We start from the raw sequence: 20,168 nt of genomic DNA on the forward strand, positions 1-20,168 counted from the left end.
TCGGGAGCTCAGGCATGAACCTGAAAGACGCATCGCTGTTGCAAAGCAAGGCCTATATCAACGGCGAATGGCAAGGCGCTGAAGACGGCGCCACGCTCGACGTGACCAACCCCGCCACGGGCGCGCTGATCGGCACGGTGCCGCGCATGGGCGCCGCAGAAACGCGCCGCGCGATTTCGGCCGCGAACGCCGCATGGCCCGCATGGCGCGCCAAGACTGCGAAGGAGCGCAGCGTCATCCTGCGCAAGTGGCACGACCTGATGATGGCCAACGCCGACGACCTCGCGCTCATCCTCACCACCGAGCAAGGCAAGCCGCTCGCCGAGGCGAAGGGTGAAATCGGCTACGCCGCGTCGTTCCTCGAATGGTTCGCCGAAGAAGGCAAGCGCATTTACGGCGACACGATTCCGACCGTCGCCAGCGACAAGCGCATCGTCGTGACCAAGGAACCCGTGGGCGTGTGCGCCGCGATCACGCCGTGGAACTTCCCCGCCGCGATGATCACGCGCAAGGTCGGTCCCGCACTCGCGGCCGGCTGCCCGATCGTGCTGAAGCCCGCCGAAGCCACGCCGCTCTCGGCGCTCGCGCTGGCCGTACTGGCCGAGCGTGCGGGCGTGCCTGCCGGCATCTTCAGCGTCGTCACCGGCGACCCGAAGGCCATCGGCGGCGAGCTCACGAGCAATCCCACGGTGCGCAAGCTCTCGTTCACGGGCTCGACGCCGGTCGGCCGCCTGCTGATGGGCCAGTGCGCGCCGACGGTCAAGAAGGTCTCGCTCGAACTGGGCGGCAACGCACCGTTCATCGTCTTCGAAGACGCCGATATCGACGCGGCAGTGGCAGGCGCCATCATCTCCAAGTACCGCAACAGCGGCCAGACCTGCGTGTGCACGAACCGCTTCTACGTGCACGAGGCCGTGTACGACACGTTCGCGGCGAAGCTGCGCGATGCCGTGGAAAAGCTCAAGGTCGGCCTCGGCACCGAAGCCGGCGTCACGCAAGGCCCCCTCATCAACGAAGCGGCCGTGCTGAAGGTGGAATCGCACATCGAGGACGCGCTCGCGAAGGGCGCGCAAGTGCTCACGGGCGGCAAGCGCCACGCGCTCGGCCACGGCTTCTTCGAGCCCACCGTGATCACCAACGTCACGCCCGCGATGAAGGTCGCTCGCGACGAAACGTTCGGCCCGCTCGCGCCGCTGTTCCGTTTCTCGTCGGACGAAGAAGTGATCAGGATGGCGAACGATACCGAATTCGGCCTCGCCGCCTACTTCTACAGCCGTGACATCGGTCGCGTATGGCGAGTGGCGGAAGCGCTCGAATACGGCATGGTGGGCATCAACACCGGCCTGATCTCGAACGAAGTCGCGCCGTTCGGCGGCGTGAAACAGTCGGGCCTCGGCCGCGAAGGCTCGCACTACGGCGTGGATGACTACGTCGTCGTCAAGTACATGTGCATGGCCGGCATGTAAGCCGTCGCCAGAAACTCAGCATGACGAAAAACGGGCGCCGCAAAGGCGCCCGCCCGTAACAGAAACGCCGGCGTATTGCGATGGATTCGCGATATGCCGGCGTTTCTGTTTGTTCCTGCGTTTCTGCTTGCGACCGGGCCTCGCGGCCCGGTGCAGCTGGTTGTACTGCTTAGTTCGTAGCGCCAACCGGCGTGATCTGCGTCGCGTATGCGGAAACGAACACGGCGTGGATCGTGTCGCCCACCTTTAGCTTCTTCAGGTCGATGTCGGGCGTGGCTTCCAGCGTGACCGTCTGATACGCGCCGCGCAGCGTCACTTCGCGCTTCTTCGCGTTGATGTGCTGCACGGTGGCCTGGACTTCGACCTGGCGCGCCGCGTCATAGCCCGACGACGCCGGGAGGTACACATTCGTGTCGACGCGCTTGCGAATGCCCTTGTCCTTGCCCGTCACCTTTTCAGCCGTCACGAGTAGCGCGTTCTTGTAGAGCACGTCGACGGTATCGCCTACGTTGAGCTGGTCGAAGTTGCTCACTTGCTGGCTCAGGGCGATCTGGACTTCGTTGCCGCGCGGGCCACGCACCGTGATCACGCGCGATGCGCGGTCGATGCCGACGATCTTGACTTGCACGTGAACCGGCGGTGTATTCGCAACGAGATTCTGCGTCGCGCTCGCGAGCGCCGATTGGGCCTGGGGCGCTGACGCCGGCTGCTCCGTTTGCGCCGATGCCGCTTGCGCGAACGCCATGCCAAGCACAACTGCCGCCAACGCTGTTGCCTTCATCATCCGTATTCTCCTCAAAAGTCGGGGGGCACTTTCTCTGCAACGGCTTGCGCCGAAGTCTGACGATTCTACGCGTGCCGCGCGAAAACCGACTAGTGGATGGCCACAAGCCGTATCAGATTAAGCAGAACGTATAACAAAAATCAACGCGCCATTGATCTGCATCGCGAAACAATACCGACAATTTTTTCCGATCTTGAAACGTCGCCTTGCCTCGCAGGATGAAAAAAAGCCGCGAATCCGAAGATTCGCGGCTTGGGTAACGCCTTGGCGAAGCGGCGGCTCAAGCTTGCTTCAACCGCCTGATCGACATTAAACGCGCTCGATGGCGATAGCGATGCCCTGGCCCACGCCGATGCACATCGTGCACAGCGCATAGCGCCCTTGCGTGCGGTGCAGCTGATACATCGCCGTGGTCACGAGACGTGCGCCGCTCATGCCCAGCGGGTGACCCAGCGCGATTGCGCCGCCGTTCGGGTTGACGCGGGGATCGTCGTCGGCCACGCCGAGCATGCGCAGCACAGCCAGGCCCTGCGAAGCGAACGCTTCGTTGAGCTCGATCACGTCGAACTGGTCGATGGTCATGTTCAGGTTCGCGAGCAGCTTCTGCGTGGCGGGCGCCGGTCCGATGCCCATCACGCGCGGCGCCACGCCCGCGGTCGCGATGCCGAGCACGCGCGCACGCGGCGTGAGAGCGAAACGCTTCGCATTGGTCTCGTTCGCGAGCAGCAGCGCGCACGCGCCGTCGTTCACGCCCGACGCATTGCCCGCGGTGACCGAACCATCCGGGCTCACGACGCCCTTGAGCTTCGCCAGCGTCTCGAGACTCGTCTCGCGCGGATGCTCGTCGCGCGACACCACGAGCGGATCGCCCTTCTTCTGCGCGATCGTCACCGCAACGATTTCCTGCGCGAGCGTGCCGTCTGCCTGCGCGCGCGCAGCCTTCTGCTGGCTGCGCAGCGCGAACGCGTCCTGATCGGCGCGGCTCACGCCGTAATCGACAGCGACGTTCTCGGCGGTCTCAGGCATCGAGTCCACCCCGTACTGCTGCTTCATCAGCTTGTTGACGAAGCGCCAGCCGATGGTCGTGTCGTAGATCGCGGCGTCGCGGGCGAAGGCGCTTGCCGCCTTGCCCATCACGAACGGCGCGCGGCTCATGCTCTCCACGCCGCCCGCGATCATCAGGCCAGTCTCGCCCGACTTGAGCGCACGCGCGGCAATGCCCACGGCGTCCATGCCCGAGCCGCAGAGGCGGTTCACCGTCGAACCCGGCACGGCCTGCGGCAGGCCCGCCAGCAACGACGACATGCGGGCAACGTTACGGTTGTCTTCGCCCGCCTGGTTCGCGCAGCCGTAGATCACATCGTCGATTACTGCCCAGTCCACCTCCTTGTTGCGCTCCATGAGCGCCTTGAGCGGCACCGCGCCGAGGTCGTCGGCGCGAACCTGCGCAAGGGCGCCCGCGTAGCGGCCGATCGGCGTGCGTATCGCGTCGCAGATGAATGCTTCCGTCATGAGAGTCTCCAGGTTCAGATGCAGTTTGTTCGTTATTCGAACTCATGATCGATAAACGAACAATTGGCATCCATAATATGCGTCGCGTTGTGCGGGTGTCAAGCTGGCATCTCTCCTGATCGGCGAGGAAAATTCCATCATATGAAATGAAAACGGCCGCACAGAACCAGTGTCTGTGCGGCCGTCACCCTCCGGACCAAGCACCCGGGAGAAGCTTCCCGAGGCGCCATGCAGAACCCGTGAATTACCGTGACATCATGTTCATGCCGACGTTGTGCATGACCCAGATCGTGCCGAAGATCAGGAACGCAGCGGCCAGCACAGTATAGGCGAGCGAGAGCACGTTCCAGCCCTGTCCCGACGACGTGTTCAGATGCAGGAAGAACACGAGGTGCACGACCACCTGCACGAAGGCAAGCACGGCGAGCACGACCATCATGGTGTTCGGCGCCATTGTGCCGTGTATGACGATGCCGAACGCGCCGGCGGTCAACAGCACCGCGAGAATAAAGCCCGCCACATAGCTGCCGAGGCTGCCATGGGCTTCGCTATGAGAATGCGCCATTTAAATCACGCTCCCGAGATAGACAAAGGTAAACACGCAGATCCACACCACGTCGAGGAAGTGCCAGAAAAGGCTCAGGCACGTGAGGCGGCGCACTTCCCGCTCGTCCAGTTCCGGACGGCGGATTACCTGCATCATCAGCACCGCCATCCAGACGAGGCCAAAGAAGACGTGCAGACCGTGCGTGCTGACCAGCACGAAGAACGACGAGAGGAACGCGCTGCGCTGCGGGCCCGCGCCCTCGGCAATCAGGTGCGAGAACTCGCGCAGCTCCAGCACGAGAAACAGCGCCCCCAGAACAAAGGTCACGGCCAGCCAGCCGACAACCGCGCCGCTCTTGCGCTGCTGCGCACCGAGCATGGCGAAGCCGTAGGTGATGCTGGAAACCAGCAGCACCGCGGTCTCGACTGCAACGTCGCTGATGTTGAACAGGTCCTTGCCCGTTGGGCCGCCCGCGAACTGATGCCCGAGCACGCCGAACGTCGCGAACAGCGCCGCGAACAGGACGCAGTCCGTCATCAGGTAGACCCAGAACCCGAACACGGAATGCGACGGCGGGTGATCGTCGTGATCGAAATCGGCAAGCGTTGCCGCATTGGTTTTTTGTAACATCGATTAAGCCTCCACAGCTTCCATCTCGCGCTCGGCGGCAACCGCCGCGCGATGGCGCTTCTCTTCGATCTCGCGAACCTTCGCGGCCGGAATGTAGTAGCCGTCGTCGTCGCTAAAGCTGCGTACAGCAACGGTAACGACGATGGCGATAAAGGCGAGCACGCCGAGCCACGTGATATGCCAGACACCCGCGAAACCCAGCAACAAGCTGAACGCGCCGATGAAGAAGCCAGCCGACGTATTCGACGGCATGTGAATGTCCTTGTACTTCGCGGCGAGGCCCATGCCACGGCCCGTTTCCTTCATGTGTGTAAAGGCGTCGAGCTCCTGCACCTGCGGGATGAGCGCAAAGTTATAGACCGGCGGCGGCGACGAAGTCGCCCATTCGAGGGTGCGGCCATCCCACGGATCGCCCGTGACGTCGTGGCACTCCGCCTTGTTGCGATTCACGAACGCCATCACCCACTGCAGCACCTGGAACACCACGCCAACTGCGATGATGGCTACGCCGATGGCGGCCACGATGAAATACGGCTGCCATGCGGGGTTGTCGTAGTGGTTCAGACGACGCGTTGCGCCCATGAAGCCGAGCACGTAGATCGGCACGAATGCCACGTAGAAGCCCACGAACCAGCACCAGAACGACGCCTTGCCGAGCTTTTCGCTGGGCTTGATGCCGAACACCTTCGGGAACCAGTAATGGAGGCCTGCGAGGTAACCGAACACCACGCCGCCGATGATGGCGTTATGGAAGTGCGCAATCAGGAAGAGCGAGTTGTGGAGCACGAAGTCCGCGCCCGGAATAGCCATCATCACGCCGGTCATGCCGCCGATCGAGAACGTGACCATGAAGCCGATCGTCCAGAGCACCGGCGCGGTGAAATGCACACGCCCGCGATACATGGTGAACAGCCAGTTGAAGATCTTCACGCCCGTGGGGATCGCGATGATCATGGTGGCGATGCCGAAGAACGCGTTGACGTTGGCGCCGGAGCCCATCGTGAAGAAGTGGTGCGCCCACACGAGGAACGCAAGAATCATGATGGCGCACGACGCATAGACCATCGTCTTGTAGCCGAACAGCGGCTTCTTGCAGAACGTGGCCATGACTTCCGAATAGATGCCGAACGCGGGCAGCACGAGGATGTACACCTCGGGGTGGCCCCACGCCCAGATCAGGTTCAGGTACAGCATCATGTTGCCGCCACCGTCGTTCGTGAAGAAGTGCATGCCGAGGTAGCGGTCGAAGCCCAGCAGCGCAACGGCGATCGTGAGGATCGGGAACGTGGCCATGATGAGCACGTTCGAGCACAGCGCCGTCCACGTGAACACCGGCATCTTCATGAGGCTCATGCCCGGCGCGCGCATCTTGATGATGGTCACGAAGAAGTTGATGCCGGTAATGAGCGTGCCAACGCCCGAAAGCTGCACGGCCCAGATGTAGTAGTCGACCCCGACGCCTGGACTGAACTGCAACTCGGACAGCGGCGGATAAGCGAGCCAGCCCACCTGCGCGAACTCGCCGATCACGAGCGAGACGTTGATGAGAATCGCGCTGATGGCCGTCATCCAGAACGACAGCGAGTTCAGGAACGGGAACGCCACGTCGCGCGCGCCGATCTGCAGCGGCACGACGAGGTTGAACAAGCCGACCATGAGCGCCATCGCCATGAAGAAGATCATGATGACGCCGTGCGCCGAGAAGATCTGGTCGTAGTGATGCGGCGGCAGGTAGCCCGGCGCGTCGAGCGCGATGGCCTGCTGGATGCGCATCATGACGGCGTCGGCAAAGCCGCGCACGAGCATGAGCACGGCCACGATCATGTACATGACGCCAATGCGCTTGTGGTCCACGCTCGTGATCCACTCGCTCCAGATGTACTTCCACTTGCCCGTCACAGTGACGAGACCGAGCACGCCGATCACGATCAGCGCCATGAATGCCGCGGCGCCCATGATGATCGGCTGATCGAACGGAACTGCCTCTAATGTAAGTTTGCCGAACATGCCGCTTACCCCTTGGTCACGCACGACGGGTCGGTGAAATCCGTGACGTGGCCGTTGTTGTACTTCCCAATGATGTTGTTGAAGAGCTTCGGATCGACCGTCGAGAAGTACTCGACCGGCGCCTTCTCGCTGGGCTCCAAAACCTTCGCGTACTGGTCCATCGACAGCGCGGTTTGCGACGCCTTCACCTTCTGGACCCAGGTGTCGAAGTCCTGCTGGCTGGTGGCGAGCGTGCGGAACTTCATGTCCGAAAAGCCCTTGCCGCTGTAGTTAGCTGAGATGCCCGCATAGTCGCCGGCATGGTCGGCGATGAGGTGCAGGCGCGTTTGCATGCCCGCCATCGCGTAGACCTGGGTGCCCAGTTGCGGAATGAAGAACGAGTTCATCACCGAATCCGACGTAATGCGGAAATTGACCGGCGTGCCCACCGGTACCGCGAGCTGGTTCACCGTGGCGATGCCGAGGTCCGGGTAGATGAAGAGCCACTTCCAGTCGAGCGCGACGACCTCGACATTGATGGGCTTGACGTTCGATTCGATCGGCTTGTACGGGTCGAGCTCGTGAGAGGTCTTCCAGGTGAGGATCGCGAGGAACAGGATGATGACGGCCGGAATGCTCCAGACGACTACTTCGATCGCGGTGGAATGCGCCCATTTGGGGGCGTAGGTGGCATTGCGATTGGACGCGCGGTAGCGCCAGGCAAAAATGAGCGTGAGCAGGATCACTGGCACCACCACGAGCAGCATGGCCCATGTGGCGGTGGCGATGAGGTGCTTTTCGGCCACGCCGATGCTGCCCTTGGGATCGAGCACGGTCAGCTCGCTGCACCCCGCGAGGGAGGCGAGCAGCCCGCTGCCGAGGGGGATTAACCACCTTTTGAAGGCTTTTCTCTTCATGTTTGCCTGCGTTTTCGTTTAACTACCTGGACGCTTTCATGTATTTCCATCGCAAAAATGCAGACGCAAAATACACCCCTTACGTGTTTGGCGAAATTCTACGGAAAGGCGTTATCCGAAAATTTGATCCAAGCTAAGGTTTTCTGCTTGCGACAAAGCTATCCCGCACAAGCGCGACGGAAAGACGCAATTAACTTTCATCCGCCCTTCAGATGTGCACACAGCCCCGCACAGTGGGCTTCTCGCGTATGACGAATTTCCGGCAATGTGAAAACGCGCGCTGAGACAGAGCATCGAAAAAAGGGGAATCAGACAATCCCGGCCTGAGTCCGACAGTACTATTCGACTAGTCCAATGGAAAATAATCTGATAAAGAGGCTCAGCCTTATTCAAGGCACCTTCACCACTTCAATATTTATGTCAATACCAATATAACGCTGGCGAATTGCGGAAAATCAAATATGAAGCGATAAAACCTGCGAACAACTTGAATTTTTCCGTCTCGACCGGCGTAGTTCGCCGTGCACCGGTTGGCGAATCCATGCGCTTGCGCTATCGTCATGGGTTCCTTACGCGCCGCCTCCCGCCCTTGATCCGACGCCACGACGCCATGAACCCCGCCAGCCGCGCTTCGCACGCCCCTTCCGACGAGCAGCCGGAGTCCCCCGAAAAACCGGGCGACTCCTACGTGCAGTCGTTCGCGCGCGGGCTTTCCGTGATTCGCGCGTTCAATGCCGAGCGCCCCGAGCAGACGCTCACCGACGTCGCAGCGGCCACTGGCCTCACGCGCGCCGGCGCGCGCCGCATCCTGCTCACGCTGCAAACGCTCGGCTATGTAGAGGCCGAAGGGCGCCTGTTCCGGCTTACGCCCAAGATTCTCGACCTTGGCTTCGCGTATCTCACGTCGATGCCGTTCTGGAATCTGGCCGAGCCGGTCATGGAGCAACTCTCGGCCGAGGTGCACGAAAGCTGCTCGGCCGCCGTGCTCGACCGCACCGAGATCGTTTATGTGCTGCGCGTGCCCACGCACAAGATCATGACGATCAACCTCTCGATCGGCAGCCGTCTGCCCGCCTACTGCACCTCCATGGGCCGCGTGCTGCTCTCGGCGCTCGACGAGCCGACGCTCGACGCCACGCTCGGCGCGACGCCGCTCTATGCGCACACGCCGCGCACCGTCACCGACAAGGACGAGCTCAAGAGGATCATTGCGCAGGTGCGCCAGCAGGGCTGGTCCATCATCGACCAGGAGCTGGAGGGCGGACTCATCTCGATCGCAGCGCCGATCCGCAACCGCCAGGGACGCGTGATCGCCGCCATGAACATCAGCGGCAATGCCCAGCGCACCTCGGCGAAGCAGATGGTCAAGGCCTTCCTCGAACCGCTCCAGCAGGCCGCCCAACGCGTCTCGGAGATGGTGGCGCGGCGCACCTGATCCCCACCCTCTCCCCAACCCCTCTCCCTATTAGGGAGAGGGGCTTTGGGTCACCTGCCTGCTGCCGCTACACGCTGCACCGTCTCTATGAAAGCCAGCCCCGCATCCTCCAGCCGCCCCGAGTTGTCGATGTGCGTGAGCGACGCCCCCGCCGGCACCTCGAACGACGCGCGCCGCGCAAGGCGCGCGGCGATCTGCTCCGGCGTCTCCCGGGCGCGCGAGGCAAGCCGCGCGGCCAGCACGTGCTGCGCGGCGTTCACATGCACGAGCGTCATCTGCGGATAGCGCGCCAGCGCCTCGTTCACGTACGCACGCGAGCCGTTCAGCACCACCGTGCAGCCGAGCGCGAGCCACTGGTCGATCTCCACGCCGATGCCATACCTCAGCGCGTGGCTGCGCCATTGCAGCGCGAACAGACCAAGGCGCGAGCGCGCCTCGAATTCGGCGCCGGTGAGCGCGATGTGGTTCTCGCCGCCGTCCACATCGCGCGTGATATAGCGGTGCGCGAACAGCACGCCATCGGATGCGAGCCGCGCACGCGCAAAGCCGAGCAGCGAGTCCTTGCCCGCGCCCGAGGGGCCCATCACGTAGATCAGGCGCGATGTCGTGTCCGTTGTCGCTCCGGTGGTCATGCGTGCTCCCGTGCCTGCATGTGCGCCGGTTGGTCGGCGGGAAAATCCACCCGTTGCCACAACGAGAACGGTTCGCCCGGACGCGGCTCGACGTATAACGCGACGCCCTCCACGGGCAGCATGCCCGCATCGCGCATCTGGGCATTCCATGCGTGCGCGAGCGCGGCGCACACGGCTGCGTCGTCGAGCGAATCGGAGAGCGTCATGTGGAAGCGGAATTCGTCGAAGACATACGGATAGCCCCACTCTTCGACATAGGCGCGCTGGCGCGGCGTGAGCGGCCCATCGAGCCGCTTCGCAAGCTCGTCGGCGGTCTGCGCGGCGCGCAGGTGGCCGAGCGTGCGCAGGGCGTCGGCGGCGAGTTCGCGCAACGCCCGCGCGCCGTTTTCGTCGGCGGCCCGCAGCGCGACGAAGCGCCCGAGCATGGCCGCCTCCACCGCGACTTCGAAGCGCGCGCGGCCCGCCGCCCACGCCTGCGCGGCAGCCACGAGCGTTTGCGGCGTCACGCCTGCCGCAAGCCGGAATGGCGGCACGAGCGTGCCATGCCAGCCGTAACGGCGCGGCGCGCCGGTGAGCGCATCGAGCGGCGGCGCGAGCCCGGCCGGCTGCGGCGGTGCGAGCATTTCGCCGCTTTCCGGGTCGCGGCCAAGCCAGGCGCAGCCGGCCCGCCACCACGCCGAGGCGCGCGGCGGCGCGTAATAGAGCGCGAAGCGCGTCGCCTCGCTCCAGTCTTCATGCGGCGCGCTCATACGTCGTGCTCCACCATCAACTGCACGCGGTCCGCCGCGAAATGCGTGATGCCGTACTTGATGGGCACGCCATCGAGATCGACATCGACGTTCTCGACCCACAGCACCGGCTGCTGCCGGTTGATATTCAGCCGCCGCGCCACTTCGGGCTCGGGCAGCACGCTGCCGATGCGGCTCCACTTGCGCAGATAGTCGCTCACGCCGAATTCGGCGAGCGCCTTCGAGGTGCTGTCCACGCGCGCCATGACCGCGGGCAAATCGGCGAAGCGCGCGGCGGGATACCAGCTGCGCGCATAAGTGAGCGGCACGCCTTCCGACTCGTGCAGTGTTTCGAGCCGATACACGAACGCGCCGGCACGCATGGCAAGCGCCTTCGCCACGCCCGGATCGGCCTTCACGCGCGACGACGCGAGCAGCTTGCCAACCGCAGAATGCTGATGACGCTGCAAATTCTCGGTGAAGCGCGTGCGCTTGCCGATGGTGTAATCGATCGCGCCGGGCTGCACGAAGGTGCCGCGCCCCTGCTCCACGCTCACGAGACCGAGCGCGGCAAGCCCCAGCATGGCGCGCCGCACCGTGTGGCGGTTCACGTCGAAGCGCCGTGCCAGTTCGCCTTCGCTCGGCAGCCGGCCGTCCTCGCCAAAGCCCTTTGCCGCGATCTCGGCCGCGAGAATCTGCTCGATCTGCCGCCACACCGCCACGCCTGCGCCGCGCTCGAGCGTGCTGTGCGGGGCCTCGTCGTTCGATGTCATGGTGCTGTCATTCCTCCGGGGTTCAATATCGGCTGTAGCTTGCGCATTGTAGTGCGCACGGCGTGATGGAAATATGAAAACGTTCTACGTTGCACCCACGCGATCACTGTCCGCATAAACGTCTAGACGTTTAGATGAGTAGATGCTTCAATGTACATCTCCGGTCACGACACAGGAACTCCGATGAACGCATCTTCGGTCCCGCCCGCCGCCGCGCCCGATGCGCGCCGCGCCTGGATGGCGGTTCTCGCGCGCACGCCGCGTGCCGAGCTCGAAACGGCGCTCGCCGCCGCTCTGGGCGGCGAGTGCATGCCGGCTTTCGAGTGGCTGCGCGCGCCCCAGACCGGGCTCGCGATGGTGCGCGGGCGCGTCGGCGGCACCGGCAACGCCTTCAATTTCGGCGAAGCCACGGTGACGCGCGCGACGCTGCGACTGCGCGCACCGAGCGGCACAGGCGCGACCGTGGGCGTGGCGTGCCATCTGGGCCGCGACAAGCGCCGCGCCGAACTGGCCGCGCTCGCCGACGCGCTGCTGCAACAGCCGGAGCGCCACGACCGGCTCCACGCGCTGTTGATCGAGCCGCTCGCGGCGCGTCTGGCAGCGCAACGCGCGGCGCAACGCGAGGCGACCGCCAGCACAAAGGTCGAGTTCTTCACGATGGTTCGAGGCGACGCATGAACGAACAACGCAACAGCACCGCCCTGCACGAGGCGCTCGGTACGCTCGCACCCGGTTTCGCCGATCCGGTCCACGACACGCAGACCGTATTTCGCACGCTGCTCGGCGCGCTCTCGCGCCCGGGCACGATCGCCACGATCGAGACGCCTCTGCCCGCGGCCGAATCGGCATACAACGCGACGAATGCCGCGGCGCACGACGCGCCGCGCGCGAGCCGGGCGGCCTTTGCCGCGCTGCTCACGCTCTGCGACTACGCCACGCCCGTATGGCTTGCGCGGCCCGACGCCGCACTGGCAGCCGCGCTGCGCTTTCACGCGGACGCGCCGCTCGCGGGCACGCCAGGCGAAGCGGTCTTCGCCTACGTGCACGACGCCGCCGCGCTGCCGCCGCTCGACGCATTCGCGTGCGGCACGCCCGAGTCGCCGGAGCAATCGGCCACCGTGTTCGTGTGCGTCGATGCCCTGGCCGACGGCCCGCCGGTCACGCTGCGCGGCCCCGGCATCGAATCGGCGTGCACCGGCGCGCCCGCCGGCCTGCCCGCGCGCTTCTGGCAAGAACGCGCGGAACTCGCGCCGCTCTTTCCGTGCGGCATCGACTTCTACTTCGTTTGCGGCGCCCGCATCATGGGCCTGCCGCGCACGACTCGTGTGGAGGTGAACTGATGTATGTCGCCGTCAAAGGAGGCGAGCGCGCGATCGAAGCATCGTGGCGCCTGCTCGATCAAGCCCGCCGGGGCGATACGCGTGTGCCCGAACTCTCCGTCACGCAGATCCGCGAACAGATGCGTTTGGCCGTGGCGCGCGTGATGGCCGAAGGCTCGGTCTACGACGAAGAACTTGCCGCGCTCGCAATCAAGCAGGCCGCTGGCGATCTCGTGGAGGCGATCTTTCTGCTGCGCGCGTATCGCACGACACTGCCGCGCTTCGGCTACACGCTGCCGGTGGAAACCGGGCAGATGGCCGTCGAACGCCGCATCTCCGCCACGTTCAAGGACGTGCCCGGCGGCCAGGTGCTGGGAGCGACCTACGACTATACGCAACGCCTGCTGGATTTCGCACTGCTAGCAGAGGGCGACAATGATTCGGATCTCGAATCGTCTAACAGGCCACGCTTGCAACACGGCACGCAGGACGAACCGGAGTCCATGCCGCGCGTGGTCACGCTGCTCGACAAGGAAGGCCTGATCGAGCAGGAAACACCATCGAGCGAGGCACGCGAACCTGGCGACCTCTCGCGCGAACCCCTCGCATTTCCCGCAGACCGCAACGTGCGCCTGCAAAACCTCGCGCGCGGCGACGAAGGCTTCCTGCTCGCGATGGGCTATGCCACGCAGCGCGGCTATGCGCATTCGCATCCGTTCGCGGGCGAGATCCGCTTTGGCTCGGTGGCCGTGGAAATGGTGCTCGACGAACTGGGCGAAGCGGTCGAGATCGGCGAGATCGAATTGACCGAGTGCCAGATGATCAACCAGTTCGCGGGCAGCAAGGATGCGCCGCCCGCCTTCACGCAGGGCTACGGCCTCGCATTCGGCCACGCGGAGCGCAAGACGATGGCGATGGCGCTCGTCGACCGCGCGCTACGCGCCGCGGAACTCGGCGAAACGCTGGCCTCGCCCACCCAGGACATCGAATTCATGCTCTCGCACAGCGACAACGTGGAAGCCTCGGGCTTCGTGCAGCATCTGAAGCTGCCGCATTACGTGGATTTCCAGGCGGAACTCGAACTCGTGCGCCGCTTGCGTGCGCAGCACGCGTGCGGAGATCAGCCCTCCGGGGAGGCCGCATGAACGCACCCGATACTTTCGAAGCCGCGCTCACCTCGCATGAAACGCAGGCTGCCGGTGGCTACAACTTCGCGTATCTCGACGAGCAGACCAAGCGCATGATCCGCCGCGCGCTGCTCAAGGCGGTGGCCGTGCCCGGCTATCAAGTGCCTTTCGCCTCGCGCGAAATGCCGCTGCCGTATGGCTGGGGCACGGGCGGCATCCAGGTGACGGCGGCCATCATCGGCGCGAACGACACGCTCAAGGTGATCGACCAGGGCTCCGACGACACCACCAACGCCGTCAACATTCGCCGCTTCTTCGCGCGCACGGCCGGCGTGGCCACCACGCGGCGCACCCGCGATGCGACGATCGTGCAGACGCGTCACCGCATTCCCGAGACGCCGCTCACCGAGAAGCAGATCCTCGTCTACCAGGTGCCGATGCCGGAACCGCTGTTCCGTTTAGAACCCCGTGTAGCCGAGTGCAGGAAGCTGCACGCGCTCGCCGATTACGGGCTCATCAGCGTGAAGCTTTACGAAGACATCGTGCAGCACGGCAGCATCGCCACGACCTACGACTACCCGGTCACGGTGAATGGCCGCTATCTCACCTCGCCCTCGCCGATTCCGAAGTTCGACAATCCCAAGCTCCATATGAATCCTGCGCTGCAATTGTTCGGCGCGGGCCGCGAGCGCCGCATCTATGCGATTCCGCCTTATACGCCGGTGAAAAGCCTCGACTTCGACGATCACCCGTTCGAGGTTCAGCGCTGGGATCACGCGTGCGCGCTGTGCGGTTCGCGCGAGAGCTTCCTCGACGAAATGATCGTCGACGATGCGGGCAAGCGCATGTTCGTCTGCTCGGACAGCGATTATTGCCACGAGCGGAGGGAAAGTCAGGATAACCAGGCGAGTTCGCAAACGAAGCCATCGGGAGAACACGCATGACGCCGGGTTTCGCGCCTCTGCTTCGCGCCCGCCATCTCACGAAGCAATACGGCGGCCGCAATGGCTGCCGCGACGTGAGCTTCGATTTGTATTCCGGCGAAGTGCTGTGCATTGTCGGCGAATCGGGCTCGGGCAAGACCACGCTGCTCAACACGCTCGCGCTGCGCACCGAAGCCGATGCGGGCGCGCTCGACTACGTGAACACGAACGGCGAATCGCTCGACCTGCTCACGCTTTCCGAGCCGCGCCGACGCTTGCTCGCGCGCACCGAATGGGGCTTCGTGCAGCAAAACCCGCGCGACGGGCTGCGTGCCGGGGTCTCGGCGGGGGCCAATATCGGCGAGCCGCTGATGGCCGTGGGCGCGCGCCACTACGGGCGCATTCGCCAGACCGCGCAGCAGTGGATGCAGCGCGTCGAGCTCGACGCCGCGCGCATCGACGAATTGCCCGCCGCGTTCTCGGGCGGCATGCAGCAACGCCTGCAAATCGCGCGCAATCTCGTCACGGGCCCGCGCCTCGTGTTCATGGACGAACCCACCGCCGGCCTCGATGTTTCCGTGCAGGCCCGGCTGCTCGACCTGCTGCGCACGCTCACCACGACGCTGCATCTCTCGGTGCTGATCGTCACGCACGACATCGGCGTCGCGCGCCTGCTCGCGCACCGCCTGATGGTGATGCAGGGCGGCGCCGTGGTCGAAGCGGGTCTGACCGACCAGGTGCTCGACGATCCTCAGCATCCCTACACACAAACGCTGGTGGCCTCGGTGCTGCCTGCATAGGACGAGCCATGACTCCGGATCCCTCGATTGCGCGCGCGTTCGGCGAGCGCCCCGCCCTGATGCTGCGCGCGGAGGACGTGCGCAAGACCTTCACGCTGCACGCTCAGGGCGGCATCGGCATCGAAGCGCTCGCGGGCGTCTCGCTCGACGTGGAGCGCGGCGAATGCGTGATGCTGGTCGGACCTTCGGGCGCGGGCAAGAGCACGTTTCTGCGCTGCCTGTACGGCAACTATCTCGCGAGCGGCGGCTCGATCGCCATCCGCGACGACGCGGCGCCCGACCAGCACCTCGAAATCACCGGCGCAAAGCCGCACGACGTGCTGCGCCTGCGCCGCAGCGTGGTGGGCTACGTGAGCCAGTTTCTGCGCGTGATTCCACGCGTGAGTACGATCGATATCGTGGCCGCGCCGCTCGTCTCGCGCGGCGTGAACGAAGACGAGGCACGCGAGCGGGCCGCCGCGCTGCTCGCGCGCCTGAACGTGCCGCGGCGCCTCTGGACGCTTGCGCCCGCCACTTTTTCGGGCGGCGAGCAGCAGCGCGTGAACATCGCGCGCGGCCTGATCGCGCAGCATCGCGTGCTGCTGCTCGACGAGCCCACGGCATCGCTCGACGCCGAAAACCGCGCCGTGGTCGCGAGCCTGATCGTTGAAGCGCGCGAGCGCGGCGCGGCAATCGTCGGCGTCTTTCACGACGAGGACACGCGCGGCCGCGTGGCCACGCGCGTGCTGGCGCTGAGCGCACCCCACGCGAGCGCAGCTGTCGCTGAAATGGCCTGAAAGTGCCTTGAAAAGTCGTGGCCTGTCATTTGCGTCAGGCACACTCACGTTTGAACTCCGGAGCCTGACGATGTTGATCAAGAACGCGCGCATCGTGACGCGAGACGAACTATTCACCGGTACGCTGCGTATCGAAGACGGCGCGATCCGCGAGCTTTCGCGCGGCACGACCGCCGCGCCCGAGGCCGTGGACTGGGAAGGCGACTTCCTGTTGCCGGGGCTGGTCGAGCTGCACACCGACAACCTCGAAAAACACCTCGCGCCGCGTCCCGGCGTGCACTGGAACACCGACGCCGCCTTCGTGATCCACGATGCGCAGATCGCCGCCGCCGGCATCACCACGGTGTTCGACGCGCTCGCCATCGGCACGCGCGCAGCCGTGGGCGTGCGCGGCCGCGAGGTGCAGCTCGCCAGCGCTGCCGCGCTCACGCGCTTCTCGGAGCGCAAGCTGCTGCGCGCCGAGCACTTTCTGCACCTTCGCTGCGAAGTCGCGACCGAAGACGTGATCGAGCTGTTCGACACGCTGAGCGAGCATCCGCTGCTGCGCCTCGCCTCGGTGATGGACCATACGCCGGGCCAGCGCCAGTGGCACGACCGCACGCAATGGCGGCGCTTCCAGGAGCGCCACGGCAAATGGACCGACGAACAGGCCGCCACCATGCTCACCGAGATGGCCACCGAGCAGGAGCGCTACGCCGAAGCGCATCGCCATGCGATCGTCGAGCGCTGCCGCGCGCGCCGCATTCCGCTCGCGAGCCACGACGACACGCTCGTCGAGCACGTCGAGCAAGCCGCGCGCGAAGGCATCGTGCTCGCCGAATTTCCGACCACGCGCGCGGCGGCGGCCGAGGCGAAAAAGCGCGGCATTGCCACGATCATGGGCGCGCCGAACGTGGTGCGCGGCGGCTCGCATTCGGGCAACGTCTCCGCGCTCGAACTCGCGCAGGCCGGCCTGCTCGACATTCTTTCGTCGGACTACGTGCCGTCGAGCCTGCTCACCGCCGCCTTCGATCTCGTGACCGGGGCCGACTGGACGCTGCCGCGCGCGCTCGCCACGGTCTCGTGGGAGCCGGCGCACAAGGCGGGTCTCGCGGACCGCGGCGCGATCGCGCCCGGCCTGCGCGCCGACTTTGTGCGCGTGGCGATGCTCGACACGCTGCCGGTGCCGCGCGCGACGTACCGCGCGGGCACGCGCGTGGTCTGATTCAGGCGCTCATATCACTCGCCCCTTACACGCAAACCAACAGCAGGCCATCGTTTCTTTTTCAACTCGCCGACATACGCCTGCACGCCCTCCATGCCACGCCGCGCATTCTTCCGACTGTTGCGGCGCTGCATCGCGACCTGGCCCTCACCGGTGCTGTGCGCAGCGCCCGGTCCGCGCCCCGAATGCCTTGCCCCACAAGGCTTTGCGCTGTTCCGCAACAGTGCGCGAACGTTCGTTAGCGCGCTTCGAATCCCGCCATCCGGTATAACACTAGCCACGCAGCAATTTTGACCTGGGTAAGCTTTGCGCCGCCGCTCGCTTTCAAGCCAGCGAGCCCAACAGAGTTCCTGCGCGAGCCGCGCCGGAGCCATGTGCGGCGACGGCACAACCGCCCGCTGCGCGCCCTGAACCATACGAGGAGTCCACATAGTGAAAAAACTGCTTGCCACCCTGTCGGTTGCCCTGCTCGCGGTCTCGGCCGGCGTCGCCCACGCGAAGGATTGGTCCACCGTGCGCTTCGGCGTCGACGCGAGCTACGCGCCGTTCGAATCGAAGGCACCCGATGGCAAGCTCGTCGGCTTCGACATCGACCTCGGCAACGAAATCTGCAAGCGCCTGAACGCCAAGTGCGTGTGGGTCGAGCAGGACTTCGACGGCATGATCCCGGGCCTGAAGGCGAAGAAGTTCGACGGCGTGCTCTCGTCGATGACGATCACCCCGCAGCGCTCCGAGCAGATCGCCTTCTCGGCGAAGCTGTTCAACACGCCCACACGCCTCGTCGCCAAGAAGGGCACCGCCCTCCAGCCGACGGCCGACGCGCTCAAGGGCAAGTCGGTGGGCGTCGAGCAGGGCACGATCCAGGAAACCTACGCGAAGGAAAACTGGGCGCCGAAGGGCGTGAACGTGGTGCCTTACCAGAACCAGGACCAGGTCTATGCCGACCTGCTCTCGGGGCGCCTCGACGCAGCGCTGCAGGATGAAGTGCAAGCCGACCTCGGCTTCCTGAAGACGCCGCGCGGCGCGGGCTTCCAGTTCGCCGGCAAGGAAATCCCGACCGGCGCCGCCGCCATCGGCCTGCGCAAGGAAGACGCCGATCTGAAGGCGAAGATCGACAAGGCCATCGCCGACATGATCAAGGACGGCACGTACAAGAAGATCGAAGCGAAGTACTTCGACTTCGACGTGTACGGCAGCTAAGCCCCGCACGCCCTGCGCAAAAGCCGGTGCCGCGTGAAAGCGCGCTTCGGCTGAACGATGATGGTAGAGAGCCCGGCCTTTGCGCCGGGCTTTTGTTTTTCTGGCCGGCCCGCCCTCATCAGGTGCGCCCGCGCTGGCAAACGCCAGCTTTCAGCCCGCTGTCCAGATCGGCTAAGATCATGGGCACCGGCCCGCCAGCGGGCCCTCCCTACCCTCACACTGAACGCGTCGCGCGCCCCCACGCGCCGCGCGAGCCCATCATGCAAACTCACCACCACCCGTTGATAGCGCCCGCCCTCGGCACCGCGCGCCAGATCACGAGCTTCCACTATGGCCAGCCCGGCGGCAAGAAGGTGTACGTGCAAGCGTCGCTGCATGCCGACGAGTTGCCTGGCATGCTCACGGCCTGGGCGCTGCGGCGCAAGCTGGCCGCGCTCGAGGCGGCGGGCAAGTTGCGCGGAGAAGTGGTCGTGGTTCCGGTAGCGAACCCGATCGGTTTGAACCAGCATTGGCTCGGCCATCTCATCGGCCGCTTCGAGTCGAACACCGCGCAGAACTTCAACCGCAACTTCTACGATCTCACGGCGCTCGTGCTGCCGCGCATCGAGTCGCGCCTCGGGCCCGACGCCGATGCGAACCGCGACACCATTCGCGCCGCGATGGGCGAGGCGCTCGCGACGCAAACGCCGAAAACCGAAATCGAATCGCAGCGCCTCGCGCTGCAACGCCTCTCTTACGACGCCGACATCGTGCTGGACCTGCATTGCGACTGGGAAGCCGCGCTGCACATCTACACGAACCCCGAACTCTGGCCCGAGGTCGAGCCGCTCGCGCGCTATCTGGACGCCAAGGCGTCGCTGCTCGCGCTCAACTCGATCGGCAATCCGTTCGACGAGATTCACAGCTTCTGCTGGTCGGAGCTGCGCGAGCGCTTCGGCCAGCGCTTTCCGATTCCGCACAGCTCGATTTCCGTGACGGTGGAATTGCGCAGCCAGCGCGACGTCTCGCACGAATTCGCCGAGCACGACGCACAGGCCATCGTCGAGTATCTGACCGGCTATGGCGTGATCGACGGCGCGGCGGCCCCGCTGCCGCCGCTCGCGCATCCGGCCACGCCGCTCGCAGGCACGGAGCCGATCGTCGCGCCCGCCAGCGGCGTAATCGTGTTCCGCGCCGAATGTGGTGCATGGATCGAAGCGGGCGCGCCGGTTGCCGACATCGTGGACCCGCTCACCGACACCTTGACCACGCTGCACGCGGGCGTGAGCGGCGTGATGTACGCGCGGCATAGCGCGCGCTTCGCCACGGCCGGCATGGAGGTCGCACGCATTGCCGGCGACAGGCCGATTCGCACGGGGTCGCTGCTGTCACTCTGAACGAAGCGTTACGCGCAGATCGGCGACTCGGCG

General features: G+C 65.1%; 20 protein-coding genes. 11 read left to right on the forward strand and 9 right to left on the reverse strand.

Annotation, left to right across the window (positions count from 1 at the left end; translation table 11 throughout):
- Positions 1 to 14 precede the first annotated feature (14 nt).
- The gene (gene gabD / locus PWP93_RS17745) at positions 15 to 1,466 is read left to right on the forward strand and encodes an NADP-dependent succinate-semialdehyde dehydrogenase (protein WP_421026134.1); all 1,452 of its coding nucleotides are present in this window, start codon (positions 15 to 17) and stop codon (positions 1,464 to 1,466) included.
- A gap of 169 nt (positions 1,467 to 1,635) precedes the next feature.
- Here the strand turns inward: gabD and PWP93_RS17750 are convergent, their stop codons facing one another.
- The 6 genes from PWP93_RS17750 to cyoA form a co-directional block, all read right to left on the reverse strand.
- A complete protein-coding gene (locus PWP93_RS17750) occupies positions 1,636 to 2,247 on the reverse strand; it encodes a hypothetical protein (RefSeq protein WP_421027043.1) in 612 nt (203 codons plus the stop codon).
- 312 nt (positions 2,248 to 2,559) lie between these two features.
- Positions 2,560 to 3,762 carry a 3-oxoadipyl-CoA thiolase gene (gene pcaF / locus PWP93_RS17755; RefSeq protein WP_421045338.1) on the reverse strand — a complete coding sequence of 401 codons (1,203 nt, stop codon included), beginning with the start codon at positions 3,760 to 3,762 and terminating at the stop codon, positions 2,560 to 2,562.
- A 244-nt stretch (positions 3,763 to 4,006) separates the two neighbouring features.
- Positions 4,007 to 4,327: a cytochrome o ubiquinol oxidase subunit IV gene (gene cyoD, locus PWP93_RS17760; protein ID WP_213301166.1), complete on the reverse strand. Its 321-nt coding sequence runs from the start codon at positions 4,325 to 4,327 to the stop codon at positions 4,007 to 4,009.
- On the reverse strand, positions 4,328 to 4,939 hold the full coding sequence (gene cyoC, locus PWP93_RS17765) for a cytochrome o ubiquinol oxidase subunit III (protein ID WP_421026137.1): 612 nt from the start codon (positions 4,937 to 4,939) through the stop codon (positions 4,328 to 4,330).
- A gap of 3 nt (positions 4,940 to 4,942) precedes the next feature.
- Entirely contained in the window at positions 4,943 to 6,946 is a 2,004-nt protein-coding gene (cyoB, locus tag PWP93_RS17770) for a cytochrome o ubiquinol oxidase subunit I (RefSeq protein ID WP_421045339.1), read from the reverse strand.
- 5 nt (positions 6,947 to 6,951) lie between these two features.
- Entirely contained in the window at positions 6,952 to 7,842 is an 891-nt protein-coding gene (cyoA, locus tag PWP93_RS17775; RefSeq protein ID WP_421045340.1) for a ubiquinol oxidase subunit II, read from the reverse strand.
- Between the two features lie 610 nt (positions 7,843 to 8,452).
- Here cyoA and PWP93_RS17780 point away from each other — a divergent pair.
- Positions 8,453 to 9,277, forward strand: coding sequence for an IclR family transcriptional regulator (locus PWP93_RS17780; protein WP_421045341.1), 825 nt, complete (start codon positions 8,453 to 8,455; stop codon positions 9,275 to 9,277).
- Positions 9,278 to 9,327: 50 nt separating this feature from the next.
- Here PWP93_RS17780 and phnN read toward each other — a convergent pair whose 3' ends face one another.
- From phnN to phnF, 3 genes are read right to left on the reverse strand one after another with little or no spacing between them, the layout of a single operon-like run.
- Positions 9,328 to 9,909 carry a phosphonate metabolism protein/1,5-bisphosphokinase (PRPP-forming) PhnN gene (phnN, locus tag PWP93_RS17785; RefSeq protein WP_421045342.1) on the reverse strand — a complete coding sequence of 194 codons (582 nt, stop codon included), beginning with the start codon at positions 9,907 to 9,909 and terminating at the stop codon, positions 9,328 to 9,330.
- On the reverse strand, positions 9,906 to 10,658 hold the full coding sequence (locus tag PWP93_RS17790) for a DUF1045 domain-containing protein (RefSeq protein WP_421045343.1): 753 nt from the start codon (positions 10,656 to 10,658) through the stop codon (positions 9,906 to 9,908). The genes phnN and PWP93_RS17790 overlap by 4 nt, the downstream gene beginning before the upstream one ends.
- Complete coding sequence (gene phnF, locus PWP93_RS17795) at positions 10,655 to 11,410, reverse strand: phosphonate metabolism transcriptional regulator PhnF (RefSeq protein WP_421045344.1); 756 nt, start codon at positions 11,408 to 11,410, stop codon at positions 10,655 to 10,657. Before phnF ends, PWP93_RS17790 begins: the two co-directional genes overlap by 4 nt.
- 183 nt (positions 11,411 to 11,593) lie before the next feature.
- Between phnF and phnG the strand changes: the two genes are divergently transcribed.
- The 9 genes from phnG to PWP93_RS17840 all read left to right on the forward strand — a co-directional run bounded on the left by phnG (position 11,594) and on the right by PWP93_RS17840 (position 20,135).
- The gene (gene phnG, locus PWP93_RS17800) at positions 11,594 to 12,088 is read left to right on the forward strand and encodes a phosphonate C-P lyase system protein PhnG (protein ID WP_421045345.1); all 495 of its coding nucleotides are present in this window, start codon (positions 11,594 to 11,596) and stop codon (positions 12,086 to 12,088) included.
- The gene (phnH, locus tag PWP93_RS17805) at positions 12,085 to 12,750 is read left to right on the forward strand and encodes a phosphonate C-P lyase system protein PhnH (protein ID WP_421045346.1); all 666 of its coding nucleotides are present in this window, start codon (positions 12,085 to 12,087) and stop codon (positions 12,748 to 12,750) included. Before phnG ends, phnH begins: the two co-directional genes overlap by 4 nt.
- Positions 12,750 to 13,874: a carbon-phosphorus lyase complex subunit PhnI gene (locus tag PWP93_RS17810; RefSeq protein WP_421045347.1), complete on the forward strand. Its 1,125-nt coding sequence runs from the start codon at positions 12,750 to 12,752 to the stop codon at positions 13,872 to 13,874. Before phnH ends, PWP93_RS17810 begins: the two co-directional genes overlap by 1 nt.
- Positions 13,871 to 14,800, forward strand: coding sequence for an alpha-D-ribose 1-methylphosphonate 5-phosphate C-P-lyase PhnJ (locus PWP93_RS17815; RefSeq protein ID WP_421045348.1), 930 nt, complete (start codon positions 13,871 to 13,873; stop codon positions 14,798 to 14,800). The genes PWP93_RS17810 and PWP93_RS17815 overlap by 4 nt, the downstream gene beginning before the upstream one ends.
- Positions 14,797 to 15,579, forward strand: coding sequence for a phosphonate C-P lyase system protein PhnK (phnK, locus tag PWP93_RS17820; protein ID WP_421045349.1), 783 nt, complete (start codon positions 14,797 to 14,799; stop codon positions 15,577 to 15,579). The genes PWP93_RS17815 and phnK overlap by 4 nt, the downstream gene beginning before the upstream one ends.
- Before the next feature lie 8 nt (positions 15,580 to 15,587).
- Positions 15,588 to 16,355: a phosphonate C-P lyase system protein PhnL gene (phnL, locus tag PWP93_RS17825; RefSeq protein WP_421045350.1), complete on the forward strand. Its 768-nt coding sequence runs from the start codon at positions 15,588 to 15,590 to the stop codon at positions 16,353 to 16,355.
- Positions 16,356 to 16,425: 70 nt separating this feature from the next.
- The gene (locus PWP93_RS17830; protein ID WP_421045351.1) at positions 16,426 to 17,559 is read left to right on the forward strand and encodes an alpha-D-ribose 1-methylphosphonate 5-triphosphate diphosphatase; all 1,134 of its coding nucleotides are present in this window, start codon (positions 16,426 to 16,428) and stop codon (positions 17,557 to 17,559) included.
- Positions 17,560 to 17,991: 432 nt separating this feature from the next.
- The gene (locus PWP93_RS17835; protein WP_421026150.1) at positions 17,992 to 18,759 is read left to right on the forward strand and encodes an ABC transporter substrate-binding protein; all 768 of its coding nucleotides are present in this window, start codon (positions 17,992 to 17,994) and stop codon (positions 18,757 to 18,759) included.
- A 260-nt stretch (positions 18,760 to 19,019) separates the two neighbouring features.
- On the forward strand, positions 19,020 to 20,135 hold the full coding sequence (locus PWP93_RS17840; protein ID WP_421045352.1) for a succinylglutamate desuccinylase/aspartoacylase family protein: 1,116 nt from the start codon (positions 19,020 to 19,022) through the stop codon (positions 20,133 to 20,135).
- The last annotated feature ends 33 nt before the right edge of the window (positions 20,136 to 20,168 follow it).

Source organism: Paraburkholderia sp. A1RI-2L (genome assembly GCF_048957375.1).
Taxonomy (GTDB): Bacteria; Pseudomonadota; Gammaproteobacteria; order Burkholderiales; family Burkholderiaceae; genus Paraburkholderia.